This is a genomic window from Paenibacillus sp. FSL H7-0357, assembly GCF_000758525.1.
GTDB lineage: Bacteria > Bacillota > Bacilli > Paenibacillales > Paenibacillaceae > Paenibacillus_AQ.
The window spans coordinates 4,039,838-4,062,347 of sequence record NZ_CP009241.1 but is presented as its reverse complement, the minus strand read 5'-3'; the positions used below and the strand labels follow the sequence as shown (position 1 = coordinate 4,062,347).

General features: G+C 44.8%; 21 protein-coding genes and 1 pseudogene. 6 read left to right on the top strand and 16 right to left on the bottom strand.

From position 1 onward, the window contains the following. Nucleotides 1-4: 4 nt before the first annotated feature. From H70357_RS17655 to H70357_RS17635, 4 genes and pseudogenes are all read left to right on the top strand, one after another. Nucleotides 5-2,055: pseudogene (locus H70357_RS17655) on the top strand (serine hydrolase domain-containing protein). 504 nt (nucleotides 2,056-2,559) lie between these two features. Next, nucleotides 2,560-4,167 carry a spore germination protein gene (locus H70357_RS17650; RefSeq protein WP_052092092.1) on the top strand — a complete coding sequence of 536 codons (1,608 nt, stop codon included), beginning with the start codon at nucleotides 2,560-2,562 and terminating at the stop codon, nucleotides 4,165-4,167. Nucleotides 4,168-4,182: 15 nt separating this feature from the next. Then, entirely contained in the window at nucleotides 4,183-5,388 is a 1,206-nt protein-coding gene (locus tag H70357_RS17645; RefSeq protein ID WP_038592154.1) for a Ger(x)C family spore germination protein, read from the top strand. Nucleotides 5,389-5,702: 314 nt separating this feature from the next. Next, nucleotides 5,703-6,821 carry a GerAB/ArcD/ProY family transporter gene (locus tag H70357_RS17635; RefSeq protein ID WP_038592151.1) on the top strand — a complete coding sequence of 373 codons (1,119 nt, stop codon included), beginning with the start codon at nucleotides 5,703-5,705 and terminating at the stop codon, nucleotides 6,819-6,821. A 196-nt stretch (nucleotides 6,822-7,017) separates the two neighbouring features. Here H70357_RS17635 and H70357_RS17630 read toward each other — a convergent pair whose 3' ends face one another. From H70357_RS17630 to H70357_RS36665, 3 genes are all read right to left on the bottom strand, one after another. Beyond that, on the bottom strand, nucleotides 7,018-8,268 hold the full coding sequence (locus H70357_RS17630) for an MFS transporter (RefSeq protein WP_038592147.1): 1,251 nt from the start codon (nucleotides 8,266-8,268) through the stop codon (nucleotides 7,018-7,020). A gap of 160 nt (nucleotides 8,269-8,428) precedes the next feature. Beyond that, nucleotides 8,429-9,820 carry a DHA2 family efflux MFS transporter permease subunit gene (locus H70357_RS17625; protein ID WP_038592144.1) on the bottom strand — a complete coding sequence of 464 codons (1,392 nt, stop codon included), beginning with the start codon at nucleotides 9,818-9,820 and terminating at the stop codon, nucleotides 8,429-8,431. A gap of 266 nt (nucleotides 9,821-10,086) precedes the next feature. Then, nucleotides 10,087-10,338, bottom strand: a complete 252-nt coding sequence (locus H70357_RS36665) for a tyrosine-type recombinase/integrase (RefSeq protein ID WP_269322568.1) — start codon at nucleotides 10,336-10,338, stop codon at nucleotides 10,087-10,089. Nucleotides 10,339-10,761: 423 nt separating this feature from the next. Between H70357_RS36665 and H70357_RS17620 the strand changes: the two genes are divergently transcribed. Next, a complete protein-coding gene (locus tag H70357_RS17620) occupies nucleotides 10,762-11,361 on the top strand; it encodes a hypothetical protein (RefSeq protein ID WP_038592141.1) in 600 nt (199 codons plus the stop codon). 206 nt (nucleotides 11,362-11,567) lie between these two features. On the opposite strand, the gene H70357_RS17615 is transcribed toward H70357_RS17620, so the two are convergent. From H70357_RS17615 to H70357_RS17600, 4 genes are all read right to left on the bottom strand, one after another. Then, nucleotides 11,568-13,169, bottom strand: coding sequence for an MDR family MFS transporter (locus H70357_RS17615; RefSeq protein ID WP_052092090.1), 1,602 nt, complete (start codon nucleotides 13,167-13,169; stop codon nucleotides 11,568-11,570). Further along, nucleotides 13,166-13,621 (bottom strand): MarR family winged helix-turn-helix transcriptional regulator, encoded by a 456-nt coding sequence (locus H70357_RS17610; RefSeq protein WP_038592138.1) that lies wholly within the window; start codon nucleotides 13,619-13,621, stop codon nucleotides 13,166-13,168. Before H70357_RS17610 ends, H70357_RS17615 begins: the two co-directional genes overlap by 4 nt. A gap of 84 nt (nucleotides 13,622-13,705) precedes the next feature. Continuing rightward, nucleotides 13,706-13,987, bottom strand: coding sequence for a hypothetical protein (locus H70357_RS17605; protein ID WP_038592136.1), 282 nt, complete (start codon nucleotides 13,985-13,987; stop codon nucleotides 13,706-13,708). A gap of 68 nt (nucleotides 13,988-14,055) precedes the next feature. Beyond that, complete coding sequence (locus tag H70357_RS17600) at nucleotides 14,056-14,397, bottom strand: amidohydrolase family protein (RefSeq protein WP_038592133.1); 342 nt, start codon at nucleotides 14,395-14,397, stop codon at nucleotides 14,056-14,058. 75 nt (nucleotides 14,398-14,472) lie between these two features. Here H70357_RS17600 and H70357_RS17595 point away from each other — a divergent pair, with 75 nt between their 5' ends. Continuing rightward, entirely contained in the window at nucleotides 14,473-14,748 is a 276-nt protein-coding gene (locus tag H70357_RS17595; RefSeq protein ID WP_156130880.1) for a hypothetical protein, read from the top strand. A 44-nt stretch (nucleotides 14,749-14,792) separates the two neighbouring features. Here the strand turns inward: H70357_RS17595 and H70357_RS17590 are convergent, their stop codons facing one another. The 9 genes from H70357_RS17590 to H70357_RS17550 form a co-directional block, all read right to left on the bottom strand. Then, nucleotides 14,793-16,448 (bottom strand): DUF6138 family protein, encoded by a 1,656-nt coding sequence (locus H70357_RS17590; protein WP_038599811.1) that lies wholly within the window; start codon nucleotides 16,446-16,448, stop codon nucleotides 14,793-14,795. Nucleotides 16,449-16,714: 266 nt separating this feature from the next. Then, nucleotides 16,715-17,137 (bottom strand): chemotaxis protein CheW, encoded by a 423-nt coding sequence (locus H70357_RS17585; RefSeq protein WP_038592128.1) that lies wholly within the window; start codon nucleotides 17,135-17,137, stop codon nucleotides 16,715-16,717. A gap of 225 nt (nucleotides 17,138-17,362) precedes the next feature. Further along, nucleotides 17,363-17,905 (bottom strand): GNAT family N-acetyltransferase, encoded by a 543-nt coding sequence (locus tag H70357_RS17580; protein ID WP_052092089.1) that lies wholly within the window; start codon nucleotides 17,903-17,905, stop codon nucleotides 17,363-17,365. Between the two features lie 136 nt (nucleotides 17,906-18,041). After that, entirely contained in the window at nucleotides 18,042-19,088 is a 1,047-nt protein-coding gene (locus H70357_RS17575) for a hypothetical protein (protein ID WP_156130879.1), read from the bottom strand. Between the two features lie 167 nt (nucleotides 19,089-19,255). Continuing rightward, on the bottom strand, nucleotides 19,256-20,050 hold the full coding sequence (locus tag H70357_RS17570; protein WP_038592122.1) for an SDR family NAD(P)-dependent oxidoreductase: 795 nt from the start codon (nucleotides 20,048-20,050) through the stop codon (nucleotides 19,256-19,258). Between the two features lie 96 nt (nucleotides 20,051-20,146). Next, complete coding sequence (locus H70357_RS17565; protein WP_038592109.1) at nucleotides 20,147-21,187, bottom strand: AraC family transcriptional regulator; 1,041 nt, start codon at nucleotides 21,185-21,187, stop codon at nucleotides 20,147-20,149. A 102-nt stretch (nucleotides 21,188-21,289) separates the two neighbouring features. Then, nucleotides 21,290-21,904 (bottom strand): 4Fe-4S single cluster domain-containing protein, encoded by a 615-nt coding sequence (locus H70357_RS17560; protein ID WP_197073595.1) that lies wholly within the window; start codon nucleotides 21,902-21,904, stop codon nucleotides 21,290-21,292. Then, nucleotides 21,901-22,095 carry a DUF2997 domain-containing protein gene (locus tag H70357_RS17555; RefSeq protein ID WP_038592106.1) on the bottom strand — a complete coding sequence of 65 codons (195 nt, stop codon included), beginning with the start codon at nucleotides 22,093-22,095 and terminating at the stop codon, nucleotides 21,901-21,903. Before H70357_RS17555 ends, H70357_RS17560 begins: the two co-directional genes overlap by 4 nt. Nucleotide 22,096: 1 nt before the next feature. Continuing rightward, the gene (locus H70357_RS17550) at nucleotides 22,097-22,498 is read right to left on the bottom strand and encodes a DUF1257 domain-containing protein (protein ID WP_038592103.1); all 402 of its coding nucleotides are present in this window, start codon (nucleotides 22,496-22,498) and stop codon (nucleotides 22,097-22,099) included. Nucleotides 22,499-22,510 lie beyond the last annotated feature (12 nt).

Here is a 22,510-nt window from a genome sequence, read left to right as displayed (position 1 = left end):
TAGCATGAAGAAAATCATTGCTGTAGTAATGGCAGCTATGCTTGTGGTCATACCCATGAGTTCGGCTTCAGCACAAATCAGCAAGGAAACCGTACAGGAGAAGGCTCAAAACCTGGCAGCAAAAATAGTGTCCGACTATGGGGTAACCGGCTTGCAGTACGCCATTATGGATTCGGGCTCGATTGTATTATCGGACAGCGCGGGTGTCCACAATAAAGCCACTAACGCTCCAATTACGAAGGACACGATGTTCGGTATCGGCTCCGTCAGCAAAATGCATGTAACGGCTGCAGCGATGATGCTGGCTGATGTGGGCAAAATCGATATCGATCAACCGCTTGTCACGTATATCAAGGATTTTACCATGGCCGATGAAAGATATAAGAAAATTACACCACGCATGCTTATGAATCATTCGTCGGGGCTTTACGGAACTCATTATGCAAATAGCATGCTGTTCGATGACAATGATACCCGCAGTCATGATGAGTTATTGCTGAGGCTTCAATCTGAGCGTTTAAAGTCCAACCCGGGCGAATATTCGGTGTATTGTAACGATGGATTTCAGCTGCTGGAAATCCTCGTGGAACGAGTAAGCGGCTTAAGCTATACCGAATTTCTGGATCAAAAGGTTATCCAGCCGCTGAAATTAATCTCCACCAAAACGCCGCTTAGTGTTTTTGACAGAGAAAAACTGGCGAAAACCTATTACCCTACAATGGAACAGGCTTTGCCAGTTGAGAATGCCAACGTCATTGGTGCAGGCGGACTCTACTCCACTGCTGAAGAGCTTACAATTTTCGGGGATTTATTGATCGGTAATCGGACGAATATTTTATCAGAGAAGTCATCCACCGCGATGCAAAATCCTGAATATAGAAATGGCGTGTGGGTACCTGAGGAGACAAACATTTATAACTATGGTTTAGGCTGGGATGCTGTCAGCTTGGCTCCGTTTGATGATTACGGCATCAAGGCCTTATCCAAAGGCGGGGATACCATTGTGTATCATGCTGCCTTAACTTCATTGCCTGAGCATAATATTTCAATCGCTGTCCTGTCATCAGGAGGGAGTTCGATCTACAATAGTATTTTTGCATCTAACGTTCTACTGGAATATTTGCAGGACAAAGGCAAGATCAAAGAGGTTTTGCCGGATCGAACCTTTGAACCATCCGTGAAGGTCAACATGCCGGAAGAGCAGCTCGCTTATTCTGGATTATACGGCGCAGTTGGCACAACGATCGATGTGGAGATTAAGAACGGAGAGATGAAGCTTTCCGCTCTGGTCGGGGGATTATCCCGCCACAAACCTATGTGTATACAGGCAAAGGACAATTCAAAAACAACGATGGCAATGTGACGATAAGCTTTGACAAACAATCGAATGGAAATACCTATATTAAGCTTGATTCATATGTGGATATTCCTGGAATCGGGCAAACGATTATGGTCACTTATGAATATCAGAAGCTTGATGCCAATCCTCTGCAGCAGGCAACCAAAGCCGCATGGGAAAAAAGAAACGGTAAAAATTACTATGAGTTGGGAGAAAAGATCAATTCGCTATTCTATCTCTCCCCTGCTATCTTAGTCAAAAATATAGCTGTGGATAGTGAAAACGGCTATGCATCAGGTACTAAAATTGTTGATGAGCATACAGCTGTAAATGCCGTTGAAATTCCGGTTATGAACGGAAGGGATGCCTTCAATTTGAGCTTCCATACCGTGAACAACAAGGAGTATTTGACAATAGATGGGCAGTCTTATCTAAGTGAGGATGCTGTTAATCCGATCTACGGCGGAAAAACGTCGATCTGCACGATTGAGGATAACGGTCATGCTGTATGGTTCAAAATCGGTGACAATTCGGCTGCTAAAACGATGAGCGTTGATGCTCCGGCAACCGGAGGATACGTCGTTTACGATGAGAAAGGAATGCTTGTGTTCTCCTCTATCTTTAATAAAGATAAGCCAGTCGCCCTCCCAAAAGGCGGGATGATTGTTTTCGGCGGCGAGGCAGGAGATGTTTTTCAGATTAGTATGAAGAAATAGAGTTTTGGAACAACAAATCCAGAGCCGTGGAAGCTGCAGTTTTAGGAGATCTCTTCAATTTCCATAAGTCCCCTGCTCAGGACTGCTATATGGGAAAACATATTGAAGAGGTCATCATACGGAGATGGTACAGGCACAGAAAGCTCTGGAACAAGCTTATCTTCTGTTTCGTTACATTAAAATAACAGCCTGATTTCGGTGATGGCGACTCACTGAAAGCAGGCTGTTATTTTATCGAATCCTTAATGGTCCTTCAGGTTCTACATATTCAATAAAGGTGCAGTCAGGGTGTTCAATAAAAATACTAGGCCCCCCCCCGGGTCCATACTGATCCCTTATAATGGAGGTACCTTCACTTCTGACAATTCCCCAACTACATGTTCGTATCATCCACAAAAAAGCAAAAATAAATGGTTTTATATGATAATTCCAGCAATAAGTTTATCAAGAGACCTCTGGGCCCATACTGGATTAAAAGAATCCTTAAGGAGAGGGAGAACGTTCATGCGTTTTCGTAAAAGAAACAAAGTTAAAAAGCCCCAGGTCCAGCACAGCGAGAGTCAACCTGCACATTCAGAGGAACCGATCAGTGCATGTCTTGGACAAAACCTTCAGCAGATCAGACAAACCGTCGGTAACAGCACCGACATTATCATCAGAGAAGTTCGCATTGGCAAGGACGGGAGCCAAACCATCGCGATCCTCTATACCGACGGTTTAGTGGATAAAAATATAGTATCCGACTTTATCATGAAATCGATGATGCTCGATAGCAGCCTGTCTGAGGACGTGAACCGCAGGATTCAAATTTCCTCCAATGTCTTGCAGATTTTGAAAGATTACACTCTGACCATCGGTGACATCCGGGATATTACCGACTTTGAAACTTTATATAACGCGCTGTTGTCCGGGGATGCAATCATCCTGATTGACGGTGAGACGAAGGGAATAGTGGTCAGCGCAGGAGGATGGAAGGATCGCGGTGTCACCGAACCAGCCTCAGAAAATGTCGTCCGTGGACCACGGGAAGGATTTTCGGAAACACTGGGCACGAATACGGCCTTAATCCGGCGCAAGATTAAAGATCCGAATCTATGGCTGGAAACGAAACAAATCGGTCGTGTGACTAAGACCGATGTCGCTCTCATGTATATCAATGGGATCGCGAACCATAAATTGGTCGAGGAAGTGCATGAGCGGTTGAATCGCATTGATGTAGACGGTATTCTCGAAGGCGGGTATATCGAGGAATTTATCCAGGACAAAACTTTCACCCCTTTCCCAACAGTGTACAACTCCGAACGTCCAGACGTCATCGCCGCCGAACTGTTGGAAGGAAAAATCGCTATCCTGGTGGATGGAACCCCGTTTGTGCTTATCGTACCCGCGTTGTTTGTTTCCTTCCTGCATGCAGCGGAGGATTATTATCAGCGTGCGGACATCAGCAGCTTTATCCGGATTCTTCGTTACACCGGGGTTTTTATCTCCCTGCTCGGTCCGTCCTTATATATTGCCATCACTACGTTCCATCAGGAAATGCTGCCGACCTCACTGCTGATCGGTCTGGCAGCACAGCGGGAGGCTGTTCCCTTCCCCGCCTTTATCGAAGCACTCATGATGGAATTGACTTTTGAAATATTGCGGGAAGCTGGCGTTCGCATGCCGAAGTACATCGGAGCAGCCGTCTCTATCGTAGGCACACTCGTCATCGGGCAAGCAGCCGTCGAGGCGGGCATCATATCTGCAGCAATGGTTATTGTCGTATCTATTACCGCGATTTCCAGCTTTGTTCTCCCTGCCTATAATATGTCCATCGCTTTTCGTATGCTGCGGTTCCCTTTGATGGGACTAGCCGCTTCATTTGGGCTGTACGGGATCATCGTCGGAGGCATTGCCCTCATTCTGCATCTGTGCAGCCTTCGTTCTTTCGGCGTTCCGTATATGAGTCCGCTTGCGCCCCTAATCCCGGCAGACACCAAGGATACGCTCATACGGCTTCCGCACTGGTTGATGGTCTCTCGTCCCCGACTACTTAATCAGAAGAACGTGAATCGCGAATCGCTTCACCCCGAAAATCACGGAAATAAACCAGAGGAGACAGATACGGATTGAAAGGAGTGGACAAGCATGAAACGGAAAACTTCCTTTCTATTTCTAATTCTTACACTTGGCACGCTTCTGACTGGCTGTTGGAACCGCAAAGAGTTAAATGAGCTTGCAATCGCCGTCGGTATGGGAATAGATAAGCAAGGAGATCAATTCCGTGTTTCTGTCCAAGTCGTAGATCCTGGAGAAGTATCTACCAAGAAAGGGGTGGGCGGGCGGGCCCCCGCCACGTTGTATACATCGGAAGCCGATACCCTATTTGAAGCGGTCCGAAAACTAACAACACTAAGTCCTAGAAAAATCTATTTTTCCCACCTTCGCATATGCGTGATCGGCGAGTCGATGGCCACGGAAGGAATAGCAAAAGCCCTGGACTTCCTGTCCAGGGACCATGAATTTCGCTCCGATTTTTACCTTGTAGTAACGAAACGCTCAAGTGCGGAGGATACGCTCAAAATCATGACGCCCTTGGATCCTATTCCTGCCGACAAGCTGTTCTCATCCCTGGAATCGTCGGAAAAAAGCTGGTCCCCCAGTGCTACGGTAACCTTAGATCAATTTATAGCCGATCTCACAAGTGAAGGAAAGCAGCCCATCTTGACTGGACTTCAGATCGTTGGAGATCAAGAATCTGGAGAAACAAAAAAAAATGTCGAAATGATATCCCCCCATACTCGCCTACAGTATTCTGGGCTTGCTGTATTTAAAAAAGATAGATTGATTGGCTGGTTAAATGAAAGTGAAAGCAAGGGTTACAATTTCATCCTCAGCAAAGTGAAAAGCTCTGTTGGCTTTGTAACCTGTCCCAAAGGTGGCAAAGTCGTAATGGAAATCATCCGGACCCATGCCTCCATGAAAGGGTACATTTATAGGGGTGAGCCCCGGATCAATATTCACCTCAAGATTGAAGCCAACGTGGGGGAAGTTGAGTGTAGCGAACTGGATCTGACTAAGACGAACACGATTTATGATCTACAGAAGAAAAGTGAAGAAAAGATAGCAGGAGTTATGGAGTCTGCGATCAAGAAGGCACAAAAATCGTACAAAGCTGACATTTTCGGATTCGGTGAAGCCATTCACCGCAGTAACCCGAGAGCCTGGAAGTCACTGAAACAAAATTGGGATAATGAGTACTTTGCAGAACTACCGGTGAACATCAAAGTCGATTTCAAGATTCGACGCTTAGGTACGACTGGAAGCTCATTCCTGAATGAAATGAAGAAGTAGGCTACCAATAGGTATCATATTACCATGCGAAAGAAGGTGATTAACGATGCTAACCCAGATGGCGGTCATACTGGGAATAATCCTGTCCGCTGCTGCGATCATGATTCTCGAAGTCCCTTACATGTTGAGAAAAAGGTTGAAAAAGGAGCTATGGGTGTTTTCCCTTCTGCTACTCCTTGGGGTGGGAATCAGCAGCGCCGAGGCATTGCAATGGGCTATTCCCACCCCTTTGGATTGGATTACATTTGTGTATAAACCATTCACTGATTTTCTAACCCATATCGGTCTAATAACATAAAAACGAGGTGAAAGATGTGTTAAAGCAAGTCAAAATCTCCGGACGTCAATTTATGGTCTTAACGACTTTATTTACAATCGGAAGCGCAATCCTGGTCATTCCCTCAGGTATGGCCTTCCTAGCCAAACAGGATGCGTGGATCGCCGCGTTCGTTGGCGTGGGCTCCGGTTTTTTCCTCGTATGGATTTACAACACAATAGCGACCCTTTATCCACGGATGACATTGGTTGAGATCATTGAAGCCCTTCTCGGAAAATGGTTGGGCAAAACCATTTCTCTTCTATTTATCGTTACTCTTTTCTTGAGTGGTCCTGCCTCAGCGTTGTATGATGTAGGAAATTTTCTAACTACCCAAATCATGCCGGAAACGCCGGCTCAATCCGTAAATATTCTTTTTGCGGTCATTATAGTCATGGGGGCACGGCTTGGAATTGAAACATTTGCCCGTTCTGCTGAACTATTGTTCCCCTTATTTATCCTTCTTTATATTTCTTTAGTTATTTTAATTGCACCCGAGATCAAACTGGAAAATGTCGAGCCCGTGTTGGAGGCAGGATTAGGACCGATCTGGCCTGCTGCACTATCCTTTATCAGTGTTTTGTTTCTACCCCATATCGTTTTGTTAATGATTTTTCCGGCTGTGAATCGTATCGATAACGCCCGTAAAGCTTTTTTCAGCGGAAGCATGTTTGGCGGGCTGATGATGATCCTGATTGTTGCATTGTCGATTTTGGTTTTAGGACCTGATTTAACGGCAAAAAGTTTATTTCCAAGCTATTCGTTAGCCCAGAAAATCAATATCGGCAATTTTCTGCAGCGCATTGAAGCCATCATGGCCATCATGTGGTTTATTTCGCTCTATTTTAGGGCCACTATATACATATACGTAATTGTGTTGGCCATAGCTCAGGTTTTTAATTTAGAAGATTATCAGCCTCTAGTTTCACCACTCGGAATGATCTTGGTTGTCATGTCGGTAGTCATATATCCGAATGTCCCTTACCAACAAACGTGGGATGGGACAGTATGGTTATCTTATACGTTATCTATAGGGCTTCTTTTGCCTTTACTGCTGCTCTGTATTCATGTGATACGAAAACTATGGTCAAAGAAAAGAACAGAATCCAAAGGGTAAGTCACACTGGGCACCGCCTGGCCAGTCAGATGGCCGAGCTTAAAACGGCTGCGGATCGTGGTTATAGGATCCAGCAGAACAACTATCCCGATTCTTACCGGTACTCCCTGAAGGTTAACCACCATGGAATGAAAAAGAACCGGCCACTTTTTGATGGCCGGTTCTTTTTCATTTCAACCTTATAGAGGTCTCGATATTATGTCTTTTGTGCGGTATGTGCGTGATCCGGTGCTTTTTGGTTCATGATCGGCAACATGACCAGTGCGCCAAGAAGAAATAATAATCCTGCTCCGCTATAGATCGTACCCAGCGAGAAGGCATCTTTTAACACACCAGCGAAAGACATGGAAACGACCATCATCCCAACGAACATCGGATTCAGAACCCCATTCACCCGGCCGACAATGGAAGCATGTGACCATTTCAGAATCATTGTGCTAATCCCAATATGAATGCAAGGGAAAACTAGCCCATTCAGAAATTGAACAGTCAGCGTGACCGGAACGCTCGTCGAATACCCGACAATCACTGTACAGACCGCGCCTGCCAGCATCCCTATCGCTAGAAGAAGCTGCGGCGGAACCCGCTTTGCGAATACGGCTACGATCCCGCCACCGATCAGCATGGCTGCACCATTCACCATCAGCAGATATTGCAGGAATTCCTCACTTTTGCCTAGCCGCTCCGTTACAATAAACAGGTTGAGAGCTTGGGCTATGCCAACTGAGAGTCCCGCAAGAATAAACGCAAGTCCAAGCATACGTAGCACTTGGCTTTGCCAGACATAACGAAAGCCTTCTATGAAGTCTTTTCGGAACTGCCCTTTTACAGCAGCTGTCTGAGGTTCCATATTATCCTCAGGCAGCCGAATAAGGACGAGTGCAGAAAGCAGAAATACCACGCCCATTACAGCGATCGAGGTTTCAAGACCAAACTTGCTGTAAACGAAGGTGCCAAGCATAGGGCCAAGCACCATGAAGATAGCCATCAGCGATTGGAATAAAGCCATTCCTTGCTGCAGCTGTTCTTCCCGCACATGATACTTAAACAATCGCATGCTTGAAGGCTGCGAGAACTGCGAAAGAATAGCTGAGATGAAGGCGACAAGGTAGACGGAGTGCCAGGAGCCGTAATGGATGGTCAGAAGTACTACGAATACCGATACCGCGGATAATAAATCGCACCAGATCATCGTTCGCTTCGGCCTCCAACGGTCGGCAAAAGTACCTCCGATGAAAGAAAAAACAAAAATAGGCGCGAATTCAGCTACGCTGATTAGCGAAATGGCATAGGGGTCATTGTTTGTTCTATCTGCAACGTATAGGAGAATAGCGAAATTACGTACCCAGATGCCGATCTGCAGGAGCACACTTGATAATAGAATCGTCTGCAGGAACCGATTGCGAAACAGGCTTGGTGCATTGGAGCTATTTTCGTGCCTATTCAATCTTTTCAACCCCCAATTTGTCTAAAGTACTTATCTTAATGAATCGAATGACTCTCCTTTCAATTCCTAATTATACTGACCTCATCATCGTGCACATCCTTCTAAAGTCTGAAATTACAGAATACATATCCGAAAACTAACACAGGAAAGATTTAAGAAATCAAATATTAGCAGGTTTGAGCTTTCTCGCTTCTTGCAGATGAAAAGACAAGTATAATCCTAATCCGGCAAAAGCCGTCAATGTCCAGAATGCAATGTGGACGCCTTGTAGCATATCCAGCGGAAAGGATAAGGAACTGGCACTCGCAGTTGAAGTCATTATCGTTACAAGCAAGGCACCTCCTATTGAACTGCTGAGCGAGCGCAGCGTAATCGTCATTGGAGAAGCATGAGCAACCATAGTGTTTGGGATACTTGCCATGGCATAGGCCGTAATTGGAGACATTACTGCCCCTACCCCAAACATAAGCAGGGCATACATTATAACCAGTAGATTAAAGGACGTCTCTGTTGATAACGTGAGGGCAAGAGCCAATGCCATGATCAGAATGAGCAGAAATCCTCCCTGAGTTACGCGGCTAACCCCAAACCGGTCATATAGCCTGCCTGAGATCAGACCGGAGACACCAATCAGCAATGCACCCGGCAACAGCATAAGCCCGGACTCCCGAGGTGTTAAGCCTCTTATCGTCTGTGCATACAGAGGAAGAAGCATCTCAACCCCCACCATCACCGCAAACAAGATCACCCCCACAATGGAAGATCGGGTAAAGGAGCGGTACCGAAGCAGCTTGAAATCGAGCAAAGGTGCTGTGAGCTTGAGCTGTCTTTTAATAAACACCGCCACGATCAGGAATCCGGCCAGAAGGATGACCCCAGCGACAGCGGGACTTCCCTTTTCTTCCCCGACAATGCTAAATCCATACAAAATACCAGCGAATCCGAGTGAAGAATAGATAATGGACCTGGTGTCGAGTTTGGTCTGATGAGTCTCTCCTACATTCCGCAGCGTGAAATGCGCTAAGAATAAATTGGCGGCTGCAAGCGGCGCCACAGCGTAAAACAACAGTCTCCATGAATGGTTCTGAACCACGAACCCAGACAGAGTGGGCCCAAGCGCCGGAGCCAGCCCCAGGACCAAACCGACTACTCCCATCGCTGCACCGATTTTCTCCTTCGGAAAGACTCTGAGTATTGTCGTCTGAAACAGCGGAAACAGCAGGCCCGCACCGATGCCTTGAACCAAACGCCCCGTCAGGACTAGCGGGAAACTCCAGGCGATCCCGGCAATCAATGTTCCTGCTGTGAACGCTCCGACAGAGGCCATGAACAAGGCTCTCGTGGTAAACTTTCCGATCAAAAATCCGGCAACAGGAACAGTTATACCTATCATCAGGTAATACACTGTAATCAGCCACTGCGCTTGATTCTCATGAATTGCAAGATCCTGCATGACACGCGGCAACGCCGTATTTAACATCGTTTGCATCAATTGGGCTAGAAAATTGGCAACCACCAGGGAGGCAACAATAATGCTGGGTTTATTAGTCAAGCTATCTTCACCGCTTTCAGAAGTACTAATCGGATGCAGCGAGCTGCTGCAAGACGTGTATGGATACAGTTATCCCTTTCGATTGAATGAGTTATGAATCATCCTTTCAAGATTAATAAAATACATTATAGATACAATATATCTATAATTAAGATAAATAATAGACTTCGAATATCCACAATATATCTAATAGATTATTTTGTCAATCTGATTTTCGCTTATTGGGGTAATACCAGCGTCGCTGTCACCAAGTGCAAGCGTATGGGTTAGATTGGGAATTTGTTGATAACCTCGTTGTACTCGTTTTGTGCTTCGGTAATGGCGAGCTTTGAATACACCTCTAATGACTTGCGGCTTTCATGGCCGGAGTACGGTTGTATGAGTGCGTCGTCAATGCCCTTCTTTTTCAGCCAGGTTAGTAGGAAGTGGCGTAGTTTATGTGGCCTAAGGTTTTGTATAAGACCTGCTTCTTCCGAATATTTCGCTTCACAATAACCCCTCCCAGATAAAGTTCCTATTATGTTGAGTATCAGAATTTTTGTATCGATTCTAGTTTACTTTTGCTGGATAGAATGGGCAATTAAAAGCTAAAATGCACTTAAGTTCCGATTACAAAAACAAAGTCGGTACTTGCCTTTTGGAGGAGATACCTTGTATAAGAAGGTAAATGAATTAGTTGCACAAACAAACGCGTAATCCTTCTTTGGGATGAGGCTCTGACATGGATGTTTGGGCGTATTGTTGTTTGTGATTTAGATAACATAAAGTTAACCTTATTCATAAATAATGTTAATTTTATGTCATTCATCGCTTCAATTGCTCTGATATAATTTCTGCTAGGTAGATGAAAAGGGAATATAGTGTTGAAAAATGAGCTCGGTATAGTAATCAAGTAACAACTAAACATGCGAAAACATAACTTTATAGTAGGAGTGTGAGATATGAAAAAAACAATATTGGCTTGTATGATAATAATGTTGATGCTAGCATCGGCTTGTGGAAATGTTGAAATGACATCAAATCCAAATACTTCGAGTGAGCCTAAACCTGAAACGGAGGAGTCTATTATTCCAACAAACACATCCGAATATTGTACTGTAGAACGTATAAGTTTGGATAGTGAAACTGAAAAATATTTCTATGGAACTTGGAAAGTTGAGAAGCATTTAGGATTTGCAAATTCATATAATGATGCTTCTGAATATCCAACAGGGCAAAAATTTATTGGAGATAAAATTATAATCGAAAAAGACTTTTTTTCATCAAAAGGAATTAAAAAGTATAAGAAATATCAATATGAACTAAAAAATCCATTATATCAGATTACAGCGACATGCTATAACTCTGACTCTTTTTATAGATTATATAAAATAGATATCCCAGACTTAAATATAAATGATGAAGTAAAAGCAATAGATATAAGTGACCCTTCTACAAAAATGAGCATACCTGTAAGTGTAAGCTTTTTTGTTGTTAATAACGATAGGCTTATCTTGTTATCAGAGGCAACTATTTTTGAGCTTAAAAAAATTACTGATTAAATGAATGCGATTCTGAAAATGCCTGTGAATATACTTTGAACAAGCATCAATTTGTTCACAATCATGAATTGAGCCTATCCGAGGAATTGCTAATCCTCTCCTCTAAATGATCCAGATAATTATAAAAGCAAACGGACCAACAGTTGGCCTCCGTTTGCTTTTTATTTGCATAATTGACTATGGACTGATCTAATCAACAGGCCAGCTTATCGATCAATGTTCAATTTAGACTTATTTTGTCTCTGCTTCTCTTGGATAGAATGGTTCGGAAGCAGCAGCGAGATGGCAATTGCAGCAATGGCAATAAGCAGACTTGCCATAAATACCTGTTGAATAGAAGTTGAAAGGATATCGTTTATCCGCAGCAATAGCTTATTAAAATCATCCATTGCTGACGGTGGCACTTGTTCTTTGAATGCATTTATCGTGTTTACATTGGTCAAAGCCTGAGGGTTGGTAATCATTGTACTAAAATCAAAGGGAGGATTAGAGGAAGAAAACTGGGTTAGATCTACTTTCTTAATTCCGTTTGTAATTGATGACAACATAATTGCCCCGAAAACAGCTGATGCAATAGTCCCTCCAATATTTCTAAAAAACTGAACCGCAGCAGTAACAACTCCCATTTGGTTCTGCTGGAATGCATTCTGGACAGCCAGAGTAAAAACCGGCATATTCAACCCGATTCCCAGACCAGAAATAATCATAGCAATATTAATCTGCAAAATGGTCGAACTCGCATCAAACCTTGTCAAGAAAAAAAATCCAATGGCCGTAATAATAAATCCGTTGACCGCGAAAATCTTCAGCTTCCCCGTCTTGGAAATAACTCTTCCGCTAAGCATACTTGCGATTGCAAAGCTAAGCATGAGTGGCGCCATCGCCATACCGGAGTTCGTTGCATTCTTACCAAGCACGACTTGTACAAACAAGGGAATGAAAAGCACCGCTCCAAACATGCTGGCATTAGACAAGAATACAGATGTCGATGCTACGCGGAAGGTTCTATCTTTAAACAGGGCTAAGGGCAGGATTGGCTCCTTCGCTTTTCTTTCAATTAAACCAAATACTATTAGCATGATTGCTGAGAAGGCAAACATGTAAATGATCACTGGTGATGACCATTGATACTTTTTACCAGCCCACGTAAATGCCAGCAGCATAGGAATTAGCCCTGCAATTAAGACGGCAGTTCCTGCATAGTCTACACTTCGTCGAGCGGTACTCCCGTTTTTTATTGTTGGCACTGTAATTAGAATAAGTGTTATAAATAGGAAGCCTATCGGAAGATTGATGTAGAATATCCATCTCCAACCGAAGTGGTCGGTGATGGTTCCCCCAAGGAGCGGCCCAATGATACTGGCCAAACCGAATGCGGAGTATGCGATGCCTGAGTTCTTGGCTCTTTCAGCAGGAGGAAAAATATCACCAATCATGGCGAACGTATTCGCCATTAATATTCCGCAACCAAGCCCTTGAATTGCTCTGAAAATAATCAACTGAATCATAGATTGCGACAACCCACATAATACAGAGCCTACCAAGAAGGTGATCGCACCGATCATAAAAAACAACTTTCGGCCAAATGTATCTGCAAGCTTTCCCGATATAGGAGTAATTATGGTGGAAAAAAGCATGTAGATCGTTAGCGGCCAAGCAAATAAATCCAACCCATTCAGGTCGTTCGTAATATTTTTCATAGCAGTAGAAACAATTGTACTATCCAAGGCAGCGAGCAGAACACTCAGTGTCAGACCAAGCATAATTACATTTTTTTGCTTATTCGTTAAAGTCTCAATGGTATTCACAATGTTTTCTCCCCTGTTTTAGTCATTAGCTTCTGCATAACCGTCATGGAATGGATGAATTGCTCCATTTCGTCTTCGCTGAGATTTACAAATCGTTTGCTAATCCCAATCTTTAAATTTCTCCGATTGTTTAAGGCTAATTCCTTGCCTTTACTCGTTAATTCAAGATTGATGATTCTGCGATCCTCGTAATCGGGAATTCTTTCTATGAGCTTTGCCTCAATTAGTTTGTCCACAAGCGCCGTCATCCTCGATTTGGATATCAACAGAATTTTCCCAACAGCTGAAATGGGGACCTTTCCAAATTCCTCTAGTACATGTAGTGTTACATAGTCCTGATACGTGTAACTGGAATCTGATGCTTCGTCTCTTAGTTGAAAAAAATATCTAACAATTTCAGGAAAAACCTTTAATATGCCTTCTGCAACCGCGTCTAGTTTGCTCTCTTTCAAACCATTCCGCCTCCTTTAGTTCACTTTTTAAATGGTTCATTATTTATACAGTTCATTTAATGAACTATAATATGCTTCTTCACTTCAAAAGTCAAATAAAGGATTTTGATGTGTCAACGCTTTGTCTCCCGTATTGCCATGGGTAATTATAATGCCTTTATCATCAGCCATAGCCAGTTTGAGAAAATCCCCATTTCCCGGGAACGCCAGAAACAGCTGCCCCAGGTCATCTTTTGCGATAGCGGAACACCCAAGCAGGGGATCTTTAACGTCTACGACGAGCTGAAACGTCAATATGGATGGATTCTCAGGATTTCCCTGCCAGGTTGTTGCTGAAATATAATTCATCATGTCAAAAAATGACAAAATCCCGGCTTGCTCCTAAAAGAAGCCGGGATCTTGTCATTCCTATGGGAAAAGCGCAGCATCTTTCCTTACAGTTCTGGAAATAACCGCAGGGCATTATCCAGATAAATAGCATGCCGCTGTCCATCTGTCAGCAGGTCTGTGGTATCCAGGGCGGAAGCCAAGGCCATACAGCCTGATTCCGGCGTATACGGATAGTCGCTTCCATAGAGCAGTTGGCCAGCATCGACAATTTGTAATAGAGCAGCATATACATCTATTTCCCCTGCATATTCACCAAATATATCAGGCATCATCTGCAGCGCTGGAGCAAGTCTGTCCGCAAGAATGGGTAAGAAGGCGCCAGCGTGGGGAACGTTCTTTTTACTAATTGTAGCCGCACCAAAACCTGAACCTTGCGCGTCTGCCAATTCCGCTACTTGTCCTCACCCATTTTAATGTAGAATATAGTTAAATCTTCAAATTAATCGTTTACGGAGGTAGGAATGATGAAATTACGTTTCAAGTATATAGGTTTGAGTGCCCTACTATTTTCTACTGTCTTCGTCTTTGGAAAGTCGGATACGCTCAATGAACAATTTGTAGAATCACCAATAGTAGACAACGTTAGCTCGGAGCTAGTTTCTGATTCCCACCTTCCAACTTCAGATCGGAATCTGATTGAAGTTCCGGTGGTTGACGAAGACAAGGGTCTCGTTCAGCTCATTCCGATTTATAAGAATGAAGATGCTCCCCAAATTAAACTTTTGCCATCCAGATAAGCTAACGCTCAATTAGAAAACACTTCGCAGGATGATCGCCAAGGCTAACTGCGGCCGGTGGCTTGTGCCAGCTCAAAAAGCCATTTTCCCCGATCCCCTTCGGCTTTGGCGGCTATCTTCTTCAGTTTGTCCGCTCCGCCCCAGATCAAATAAACGATATGCTCCACCTCATAGTTCTGCAGACCGCGTACTTGATCGAGCAGCAGCCGGAGATGCGCCTCATCTTCCATATCGGTATGGATCTTCAGCTTCATCGAATCCGTGCTATGCAGCATGCATTTCACCAGCGTAGGAATTGTCTCCAAGTGAATGCCATGCCGCTCGGCCAACGCGACAGTGAAGTGATTCTGAACGGACTGGTGTTCTTCGTCAACCATCCCCATGTATTGTTCTACTAATGGAAAATAATCCTGATCTGTAAGCCCAAGGCCGAAGACCGCATAACTGCCCGGCATGCAATTTTTTTCGCCTTCTGTATCCGCATACCATTCGAATGGTTCCATCGCCACCCGGGCGTACTCCTCCAGCAAGGGGTGCAAATTCGGATATTCCAGGGCGTTGGCAAAGAATCGGTGCGTGCTCGACTTGGCCAATCCTTTCATCGGCAGCCATTGCTTGACGCTTGATTTCAGCTTGATTTGATAGCTTTTCGGGAAGCCCAGGCTTAGCAAGTGAGTCAGAAACCGGAGTGCCTGCGCGTAGCTCTCCTCCGTTTCTTGCTTAATGGCTATGGTCACCTCGGCAAACACATCGTTGGCCGTACATTCCGCCAGTTCATCGCGAAAGCTGACGTCCTCCTTGGCGAACGTTCCACTGCCTTCCTTTGTCAGACGTTTTGCCTGGGCGCTTCCCAATTCGATAGCGCAATTCAAAATGGCCAGCCCCACACTTCTACTATAGGAAGGTTCGTATTTAAGAATCAGGATTGCAGCATAGAGGGCCAGCTCGATCGGACCTTGCTCCATATTTTCCAGCCGGGCATCGCTTCTTTTCTTATATTCTTTCTGCCACTGTGTCCCTATATTATCGAAATAACAGGGCAACCAATGACTCTCTACCCAATTCCTCAAAGCCCCGGTAACATTATTCCGATGCTCAGCAAGATGCTTGTTCCCTTTATTCACTTGTTGAATGTTCTCGAAAACAGAAATAATTACACCGGGATCTGTGTCAGGGAAGAGTCTCTCGTCCAACAGGTGCCTGGAGAGGAAAAACGTCTCCAAAGGTTTGGTTGGATATTTTCCCGCTTCGAGCTTATCCGCAATATAGATGGAGATTCGTTCCAGCAATTGTTGCTTCTTCGTCTCGTCAACGAATTCGAGAATACGAACGTTGACTCCGCCCTCCCGCGTCCGAAACTTACCGTCAAAAGTAAATTGATAATCGATTAGCGCCGGAGGCAGCGCATTCAATTTATGCTGCATATAAGAAGCAAGCTCAGGGACAATCTGCTCTCGCACTTCTTCCTCGCTCAGTAACTCGCCGGGGATGGCCTTACCTCCAGGCAAAGTGAGATTGAGTTCATCATCTGTCACGTCAACTCTGCCCTTGGCATATTCGAGCAAAGCATGACCGTGAATTCCCACCTGCAGCTTGGTACGTTTTACGATTTTTTCTGCGTCCTTATCGCTAATATAGGCTATCCAATTGTCAATCTCCTGTTTCATTTCGTCCAGAATCGTTTCTAACGTGGATTCCATTTCCATAACGTGCTCCTTTATTTAGTGCTGTTATAAGTTACTTTCTATCATAGCCTGTCCTCCTAAGCAGAACAATTAGGCGCGAGACCCAGTTATATGCTGGGTTCCTATAAATTGATCGGCAACAGGTTTTGAAGCCAGCGTGGTTGGACGCCCCGTTTACGAAGAAAAGACGTCCCTTAACTGCTTAGGACGTCCAAAATGAAATAAATAGTCTACTTAAATTGATCTTCCCCTTACTTCAGCAGAAAATTGTATGAATATCGTTACTCACTTGCCTTAAGAAGTGTTGAATCAATGAGTGCTTGGACATTTAAGACCGAAATCATACGATTGTTGGATTCATACCTGCACTCGATCACTTGCTTATTGGGATTATCAGGTGGTTCATGAACGACAGAATCAGCAGCGGAGGCAATGTCTTCAACAGAATCAACAACAAAAGCTAATTTATGTGTATGCAAGATGATGAACTTGTCTTGTTCACGGCGTTCCTGACGAGAAATATTCAGTTTTATTCTCAGGTTAATGACAGTGTAGAGTTCTCCGTAAATAGTTGCGAATCCTTCATGCCAAGGTTCGGCAAATAGAAGTGGTGTGGATTTTTTAGAATCTTGGATTTCCCCGATAGTATTGATATCGAGTCCAAAGTCTTCATTTCCGAGTTTGAATACAATGATTTGATCCATAAATTAGCCAGCTCCTTCTGATGTCAAATAAGCTCTTTGTTGTTTATAATAGTCAAACAAATGTATCACACTTTGAATAAAGTCTTTCTATTTACTTTCGGAAGGAAGTGACGAAGATATGATACGATAATTTTTTTATTTATAATGGATTGTTGAAAAAAACCTCGAAAGGCACAAAGCCAATCAAGGTTGATTACATAATTGTTCAAGTTAGCTGCGTAATGTCTAGCTGCGCTCGGAGGGATTGATAATGGCCAGAACCTGATGATCCTCCCAGACCCCATTGATCTTTACATTGCTTTGAGCGATGCCTTCTTTGTGGAACCCGGCATTCTCAAGCACGCGCATGGATCCGGGATTTCGGGGAGAGGCTTCCCCTGTGATCCGGTGAAACTTCAGCTCCTCGAAGGCATAGCGCACCACCTGCTTCACAGCCTCCGTCATATAGCCCTTGCCGTTATAATCCTGGTCCAGACAGTATCCGATCATGCAGCACTGAAGCGGACCCCGCACCACAAAGGACAACCCTACGTTACCAATAATCCGGTCGTCCGCCATGTGGCATACTATGAAATCATATTTCCGGTCCTCTGCTCTATCGGCATTACTCTTCTTAATCATTTGGAGCTGCTGCTCCTCCGTATAGAACTCATCCGGGTTGGTTGGTGAAAACTTCTCAAAAAACTCCCGATTGCGCTTGAACATTCCTGTCAATTGTTCGGCGTCCGCTTCCTCCGGGAACCGGACGTACACTCGCTGATCTAACATTTGCACCATCCCCTACTAATAAATATATTTAAATAATCATATCACAGGAAGAAAGGTTGGGATATTAGCATTTTGTCACTTTCGGCTTATATCGTTACTACAAAAAAAGTCGCCAATATGGCGACTTCTAATGAAATCATAATTCCTTCATAATCGTAAATGTGCCGTCGTTACGGTTCTGGAACACAAGATTCCGCTTAATGCTTCCTAAGTAGTCGGATAGTAAAAATTCATTGTTACCGATTTGACGCAGTCCTGAACCGTCCAGCCGAATGGCGAAAGTCCCTCCCGCTTCCAAGTTTTCAGCCTTTGCGGTGAAATACGCCCATCCGTGCAAGATGTCCAAAGGCTCAAGTTCCCAACCGATTATTTTACGAACAATTTGATTACCTTTTTTAAACAGATGAAGGTAAGTCGTGTCTGCCTCCTCATCATGCTCTACAAAAACGAACGAATCGGAATCTGTATCACCCATGTAATCTGTCATATAGAAAAAATAAGTAGAGAGTTGCTCCTCATTGTTCTTCGCGGTCTTCCAGTTATATTCGATTTCATCGTCTTTCTGCACGATATACTTCTCGCCAGTAGACGGCAAGGGCTGTCGCAAAAGCGGAAAATAGACGTCCAATCCATCAGTTTGTATTCCTGAGCCAATGTAATACCGATACCTTTTATCCTGCGCATCCAATAGGGTTGAACTAACTCTGACCTTCGACTTTCCATCCAGCGCCATCCGGTACACGCCAGGTTCGATAGTCATGCTATTGGTGACATAATAGATGCTCTTGTTCTTGAGGGAAAATTGATCGATTCCCCCTAAGCTGGTCAGGCGCGTCAATCTTTTGGAGGACACTTCTAGCTTGTAGATATCGCTTGTCTGGTTAACCCCATGTTTCAGAAAATATAATGTCTCGTAATCTTCATACAAGATATTGCTGTAAATACCGGTCATGACCATAGTAGTCTTCGTCTTGCCCGGACCGAAAATCGTCTTATACAGCCCCTCATTATCTTTTGCCCAAAAGATTGTCAACGGTTCCAAGGGTTTAGGGTAATCGATTTTTTGGACTCTAATTTTTAATTCGGGTGCTTGTTCAAGATTTGGAGCGATTCTAGTTGCCCCGGTTAGCATTATAGATGTCAATACGGCCACAATAAGAACAATCCTCTTACGTTTAATCATGTCTGTCCACTTCTCCCCAGAAAATAATTCAAGCTCTCTCATCATACATACATTCGACAAAAGGGATTATTTTCCTCTACTGTTACATGCAGCGGTGTGGGTAGGGCCTTCAATTCACGATATATAAAATAAGAGGAAGCTCAAGCGTCTGGCAATCATAATTAAGGTTAAAAAATCGTCGGCACCATTCCCCCATCCATTCGGATTGGAGAACCCTTAAATGCGGAGGCATCTGGACTGCATACAAATGCAGCTAGTCTGCCTATCTCTTGCGGCCTGATAAACCGTTGGATTTCAGATTGAGGCAGGTTTGTCGCCATGAATTTTTTCTCTTTTTCCGCAAAACTAATTTCTTCATTAGGGTAAATGCTATCAATGATTTGATGGACATTCTCGGAGAGCGTGGGTCCCGGCATAATCGTGTTGATGGTAACTTCCGTTCCTATCGTTAGTTTAGATAAACTTTTGGACAAGGATAATAACATCGATTTGGTCATGCAATACTGAGGCATTTGACCGGAAGGCATGATGGCTTCTTCGCTCGCAATAAAGATAATGCGGCCATAATCGTTTTTTAACATCTGAGTAAGATAAAATTTAGAACATCCGTTTGCGGCGAGAACATTCGTACGGAAGTATTTCTCCCACACTTCATCGTCAATATCCTCATATGTCATGATTTCATAAATGCCCATATTGTTTACTAAAATATCCACGCTGGGGTACTTCTTGAATAAAGCTTCCCTTTGCTTAATATTCACGATATCAGCTGTCGCATTCTGAGGAGAGGTGGCCGGGAATTGTGCCTTGATTTCCTGAACTGTTCGTTCTACCTCTTCATCGTTCCGCCCGTTTATTAGTACATTAACTCCTTCTCGGGCCAGTTCGATGGCAATAGCCCTTCCTATCCCTTTCGTCGATCCTGTCACAAGTGCGGTTTTATTGGCTAGTCCCATATCCATGTTATCTGTCTCCTTTTTCTCTAGATGTTCGAGATAGGGATTATATTACCTTGTCTGGGTCGACCGGTAACTAGCCTTTTACGCCATTGTTCTTGCTTAACGCGCCAATGTTATGGTTGTCGGAATGTTAGGACCTATATGTTCGGCACGCCAATGGGATGGAGTATCGCCTTGCCATGAGCGAAAGGCACGGTAGAATGAGTTCTGATCCTCATATCCGATAAGGAAGGCTACTTCTTTAATCTCTAGCGAGGGGTCAGCCAAATACTCTAGCGCCTGCTCATGTCTAGCTTGCATTAACAGCTGCTTGAAGCTCGTACCTTCGTCCGTAAGGCGACGCTGCAAGGTGCGATCGCTCATACCCAGTTCCCTGGCGACAGTCTGAATGTCGGGCCGCCCTCCTGTGAGGCTGCGTTTCATGATCCATTTGACTGTTTCGGTCATGGAGCGGCCGTATTGCCGTTCATCCAGCGTACGATCCAGAGCAGGAGTCAGAATCTCCAACAACTCTTCGTTGTACGAAACAAAAGGGCAGTCCAGATCTCTTCGACGCAGCGTCAACCGGTTGCATTCCGTGCCGGTCCGTATCGGGCAGCCGAAGTAAGTTTCAAGCGACTTTACATCGCCCATTGGCTGTGAGAATTCGACGAGCTTTGCAGTTAAAGGCTGTTCGCTGCCCCGGCGCCCGAGCTCCAGAAGTGTGGCAAATGTAATCCCGACCAGCATCGCCGGACCGGATTGCTCAGTACGCTGCCAATCCAGTTCGATCCTGCAGCTTTCGCCTTCCTCGGTAATCTGTAAGCTCTCAGGAGGACACAACTGCTTGTACCGGGCCATGCGGTTAAGCGCATCGCGATAGTCGCGAGCATGGTATGTCGCCATGACGGACGGCGGATAATGCGCTGTATCAAACGCAGTAGAAAGCTTGATGATTCCTTGGGAGATATCGCCGACGAGATCAGAGTATGCCTGCCAGACCGCAAAATATTGGGCGACCGTGACTCCTGCAGGTCCGTTGATAATCGTGAGCGGCAGCCGCGCTTGACGAACAACATCGTGAGCGGCAATTCCTAACTCTCGCAAACCAGCCCAGAACCCTGGCGGGATCTTTATACGGTCAGGGGTATGGAATGTCATATTGTTAAGCCTCCTTGACTGAAATACCTGGTCCCTTTAAATTAAGAAAACCGCGCGGAGCGCGGCTCTTAGCTATTTATTTGGTTTAGTCCATTATTCGTCTTATCTTATTTGACTAAAAATCTTTCGTAAGGCCCCGCTTGGAAACCCTGTCAACGTAGCTGTGCCATCTTGCAGGAAAGTTAGCTCTGTCCGGCGAACCTGCAGATCCTCCATCCGATAACGGTCCGTCAAAAGGTGGATTACCTGATTATTACTCCCTCGCAGACCAATATCAGCTGACTGGTCTGCCTCATAGCGGCCGTCGATCAGCACATCGATATACTCCATAATACTATTCCCTTTCGGTAACTTGGAAATTTCCTCTTGGGTATACCCGCTGAACACGATGATGGAATATCCATGTTGACGTAGCTTCTTGAGCAGTAGCAGCAAGCCATCCTGTTGTTGAAAAGGCTCCCCGCCGCTTACGGTTATGCCTTCCACGTCGTTTGGAATACTCTTGCAGAGCTCATCAATGCTCATTTTGATACCGATTCCTGGTTGGTGAGAAGCCGGATTAAAACACCCAATGCAAGCGAGGGTACAACCCTGCAAATGTATGACCGAACGCAACCCCGGGCCGTTCACCAGGGAGTAAGGAGTGACACTAGTATGAAGCAGGAGCTGAATTTCGGCGTCCTGAACAGATTCATTAAATGGTGATCTACTATTCATAAAAGTTTTTCGTACTTGTTCATAGTTCCATGCTTCGCAGAATAAAATTCCGGCTTTCGCTGTTTTTTCGTTATCTGTCCTAATGCAAGCTCGAATGGCCGGGTCGCGGCGTCGCATTCAGTACCCTTATAGTTCTGAGCCTCGATCGAAACGGAACCGTCGGGTCCGACCGTTATGACAATCTGCTTCATTTCACAGCTCCCCTCCTCCGCCTGATACTGCTTGAGTTAACACCACTTTCACCGACCCGTCGGGCATGGATTGACGGGTTACCGAATAACCCAATTTGCGGGCCTCCATAGTGGCTAGAACTACACCGTATGTTTGCAGAAGGCGGCCTCCACCCTCACCGATTTCTTTGGCCACATGTCCCCGATACCAGTCGGTGATAATCCCGTAGTGGCCGTCCTGCTGCTTATTCAAAACAACGTCATACGGTCCTTTGCATTTGATGACATAATCTCCGTTAATCGTTCGTCCCCCATAGCCCCGCGCCTGGCCTTCTTGCACAAGTTCTAATCCGAGTTCCCGGCACGCCATACGGACCGCCTCGATATTTTTAATGGTTGTCTGCAAAGTTGTGAAATGTGACACCAGTTCCTCCTA

Excerpts from the sequence above, each read along its gene's own strand:
- H70357_RS17560 (WP_197073595.1), bottom strand. The coding sequence starts at position 21,904 with ATGAATAGTAGATCACCATTTAATGAATCTGTTCAGGACGCCGAAATT.
- H70357_RS17555 (WP_038592106.1), bottom strand. The coding sequence starts at position 22,095 with ATGAAGCAGATTGTCATAACGGTCGGACCCGACGGTTCCGTTTCGATC.
- H70357_RS17645 (WP_038592154.1), top strand. The coding sequence starts at position 4,183 with ATGAAACGGAAAACTTCCTTTCTATTTCTAATTCTTACACTTGGCACG.
- H70357_RS17585 (WP_038592128.1), bottom strand. The coding sequence starts at position 17,137 with ATGGATCAAATCATTGTATTCAAACTCGGAAATGAAGACTTTGGACTC.
- H70357_RS17590 (WP_038599811.1), bottom strand. The coding sequence starts at position 16,448 with ATGGAATCCACGTTAGAAACGATTCTGGACGAAATGAAACAGGAGATT.
- H70357_RS17620 (WP_038592141.1), top strand. The coding sequence starts at position 10,762 with ATGAAAAAAACAATATTGGCTTGTATGATAATAATGTTGATGCTAGCA.
- H70357_RS17650 (WP_052092092.1), top strand. The coding sequence starts at position 2,560 with ATGCGTTTTCGTAAAAGAAACAAAGTTAAAAAGCCCCAGGTCCAGCAC.
- H70357_RS17570 (WP_038592122.1), bottom strand. The coding sequence starts at position 20,050 with ATGGATATGGGACTAGCCAATAAAACCGCACTTGTGACAGGATCGACG.
- H70357_RS17565 (WP_038592109.1), bottom strand. The coding sequence starts at position 21,187 with ATGACATTCCATACCCCTGACCGTATAAAGATCCCGCCAGGGTTCTGG.
- H70357_RS17575 (WP_156130879.1), bottom strand. The coding sequence starts at position 19,088 with ATGATTAAACGTAAGAGGATTGTTCTTATTGTGGCCGTATTGACATCT.
- H70357_RS17595 (WP_156130880.1), top strand. The coding sequence starts at position 14,473 with ATGATGAAATTACGTTTCAAGTATATAGGTTTGAGTGCCCTACTATTT.
- H70357_RS17580 (WP_052092089.1), bottom strand. The coding sequence starts at position 17,905 with ATGTTAGATCAGCGAGTGTACGTCCGGTTCCCGGAGGAAGCGGACGCC.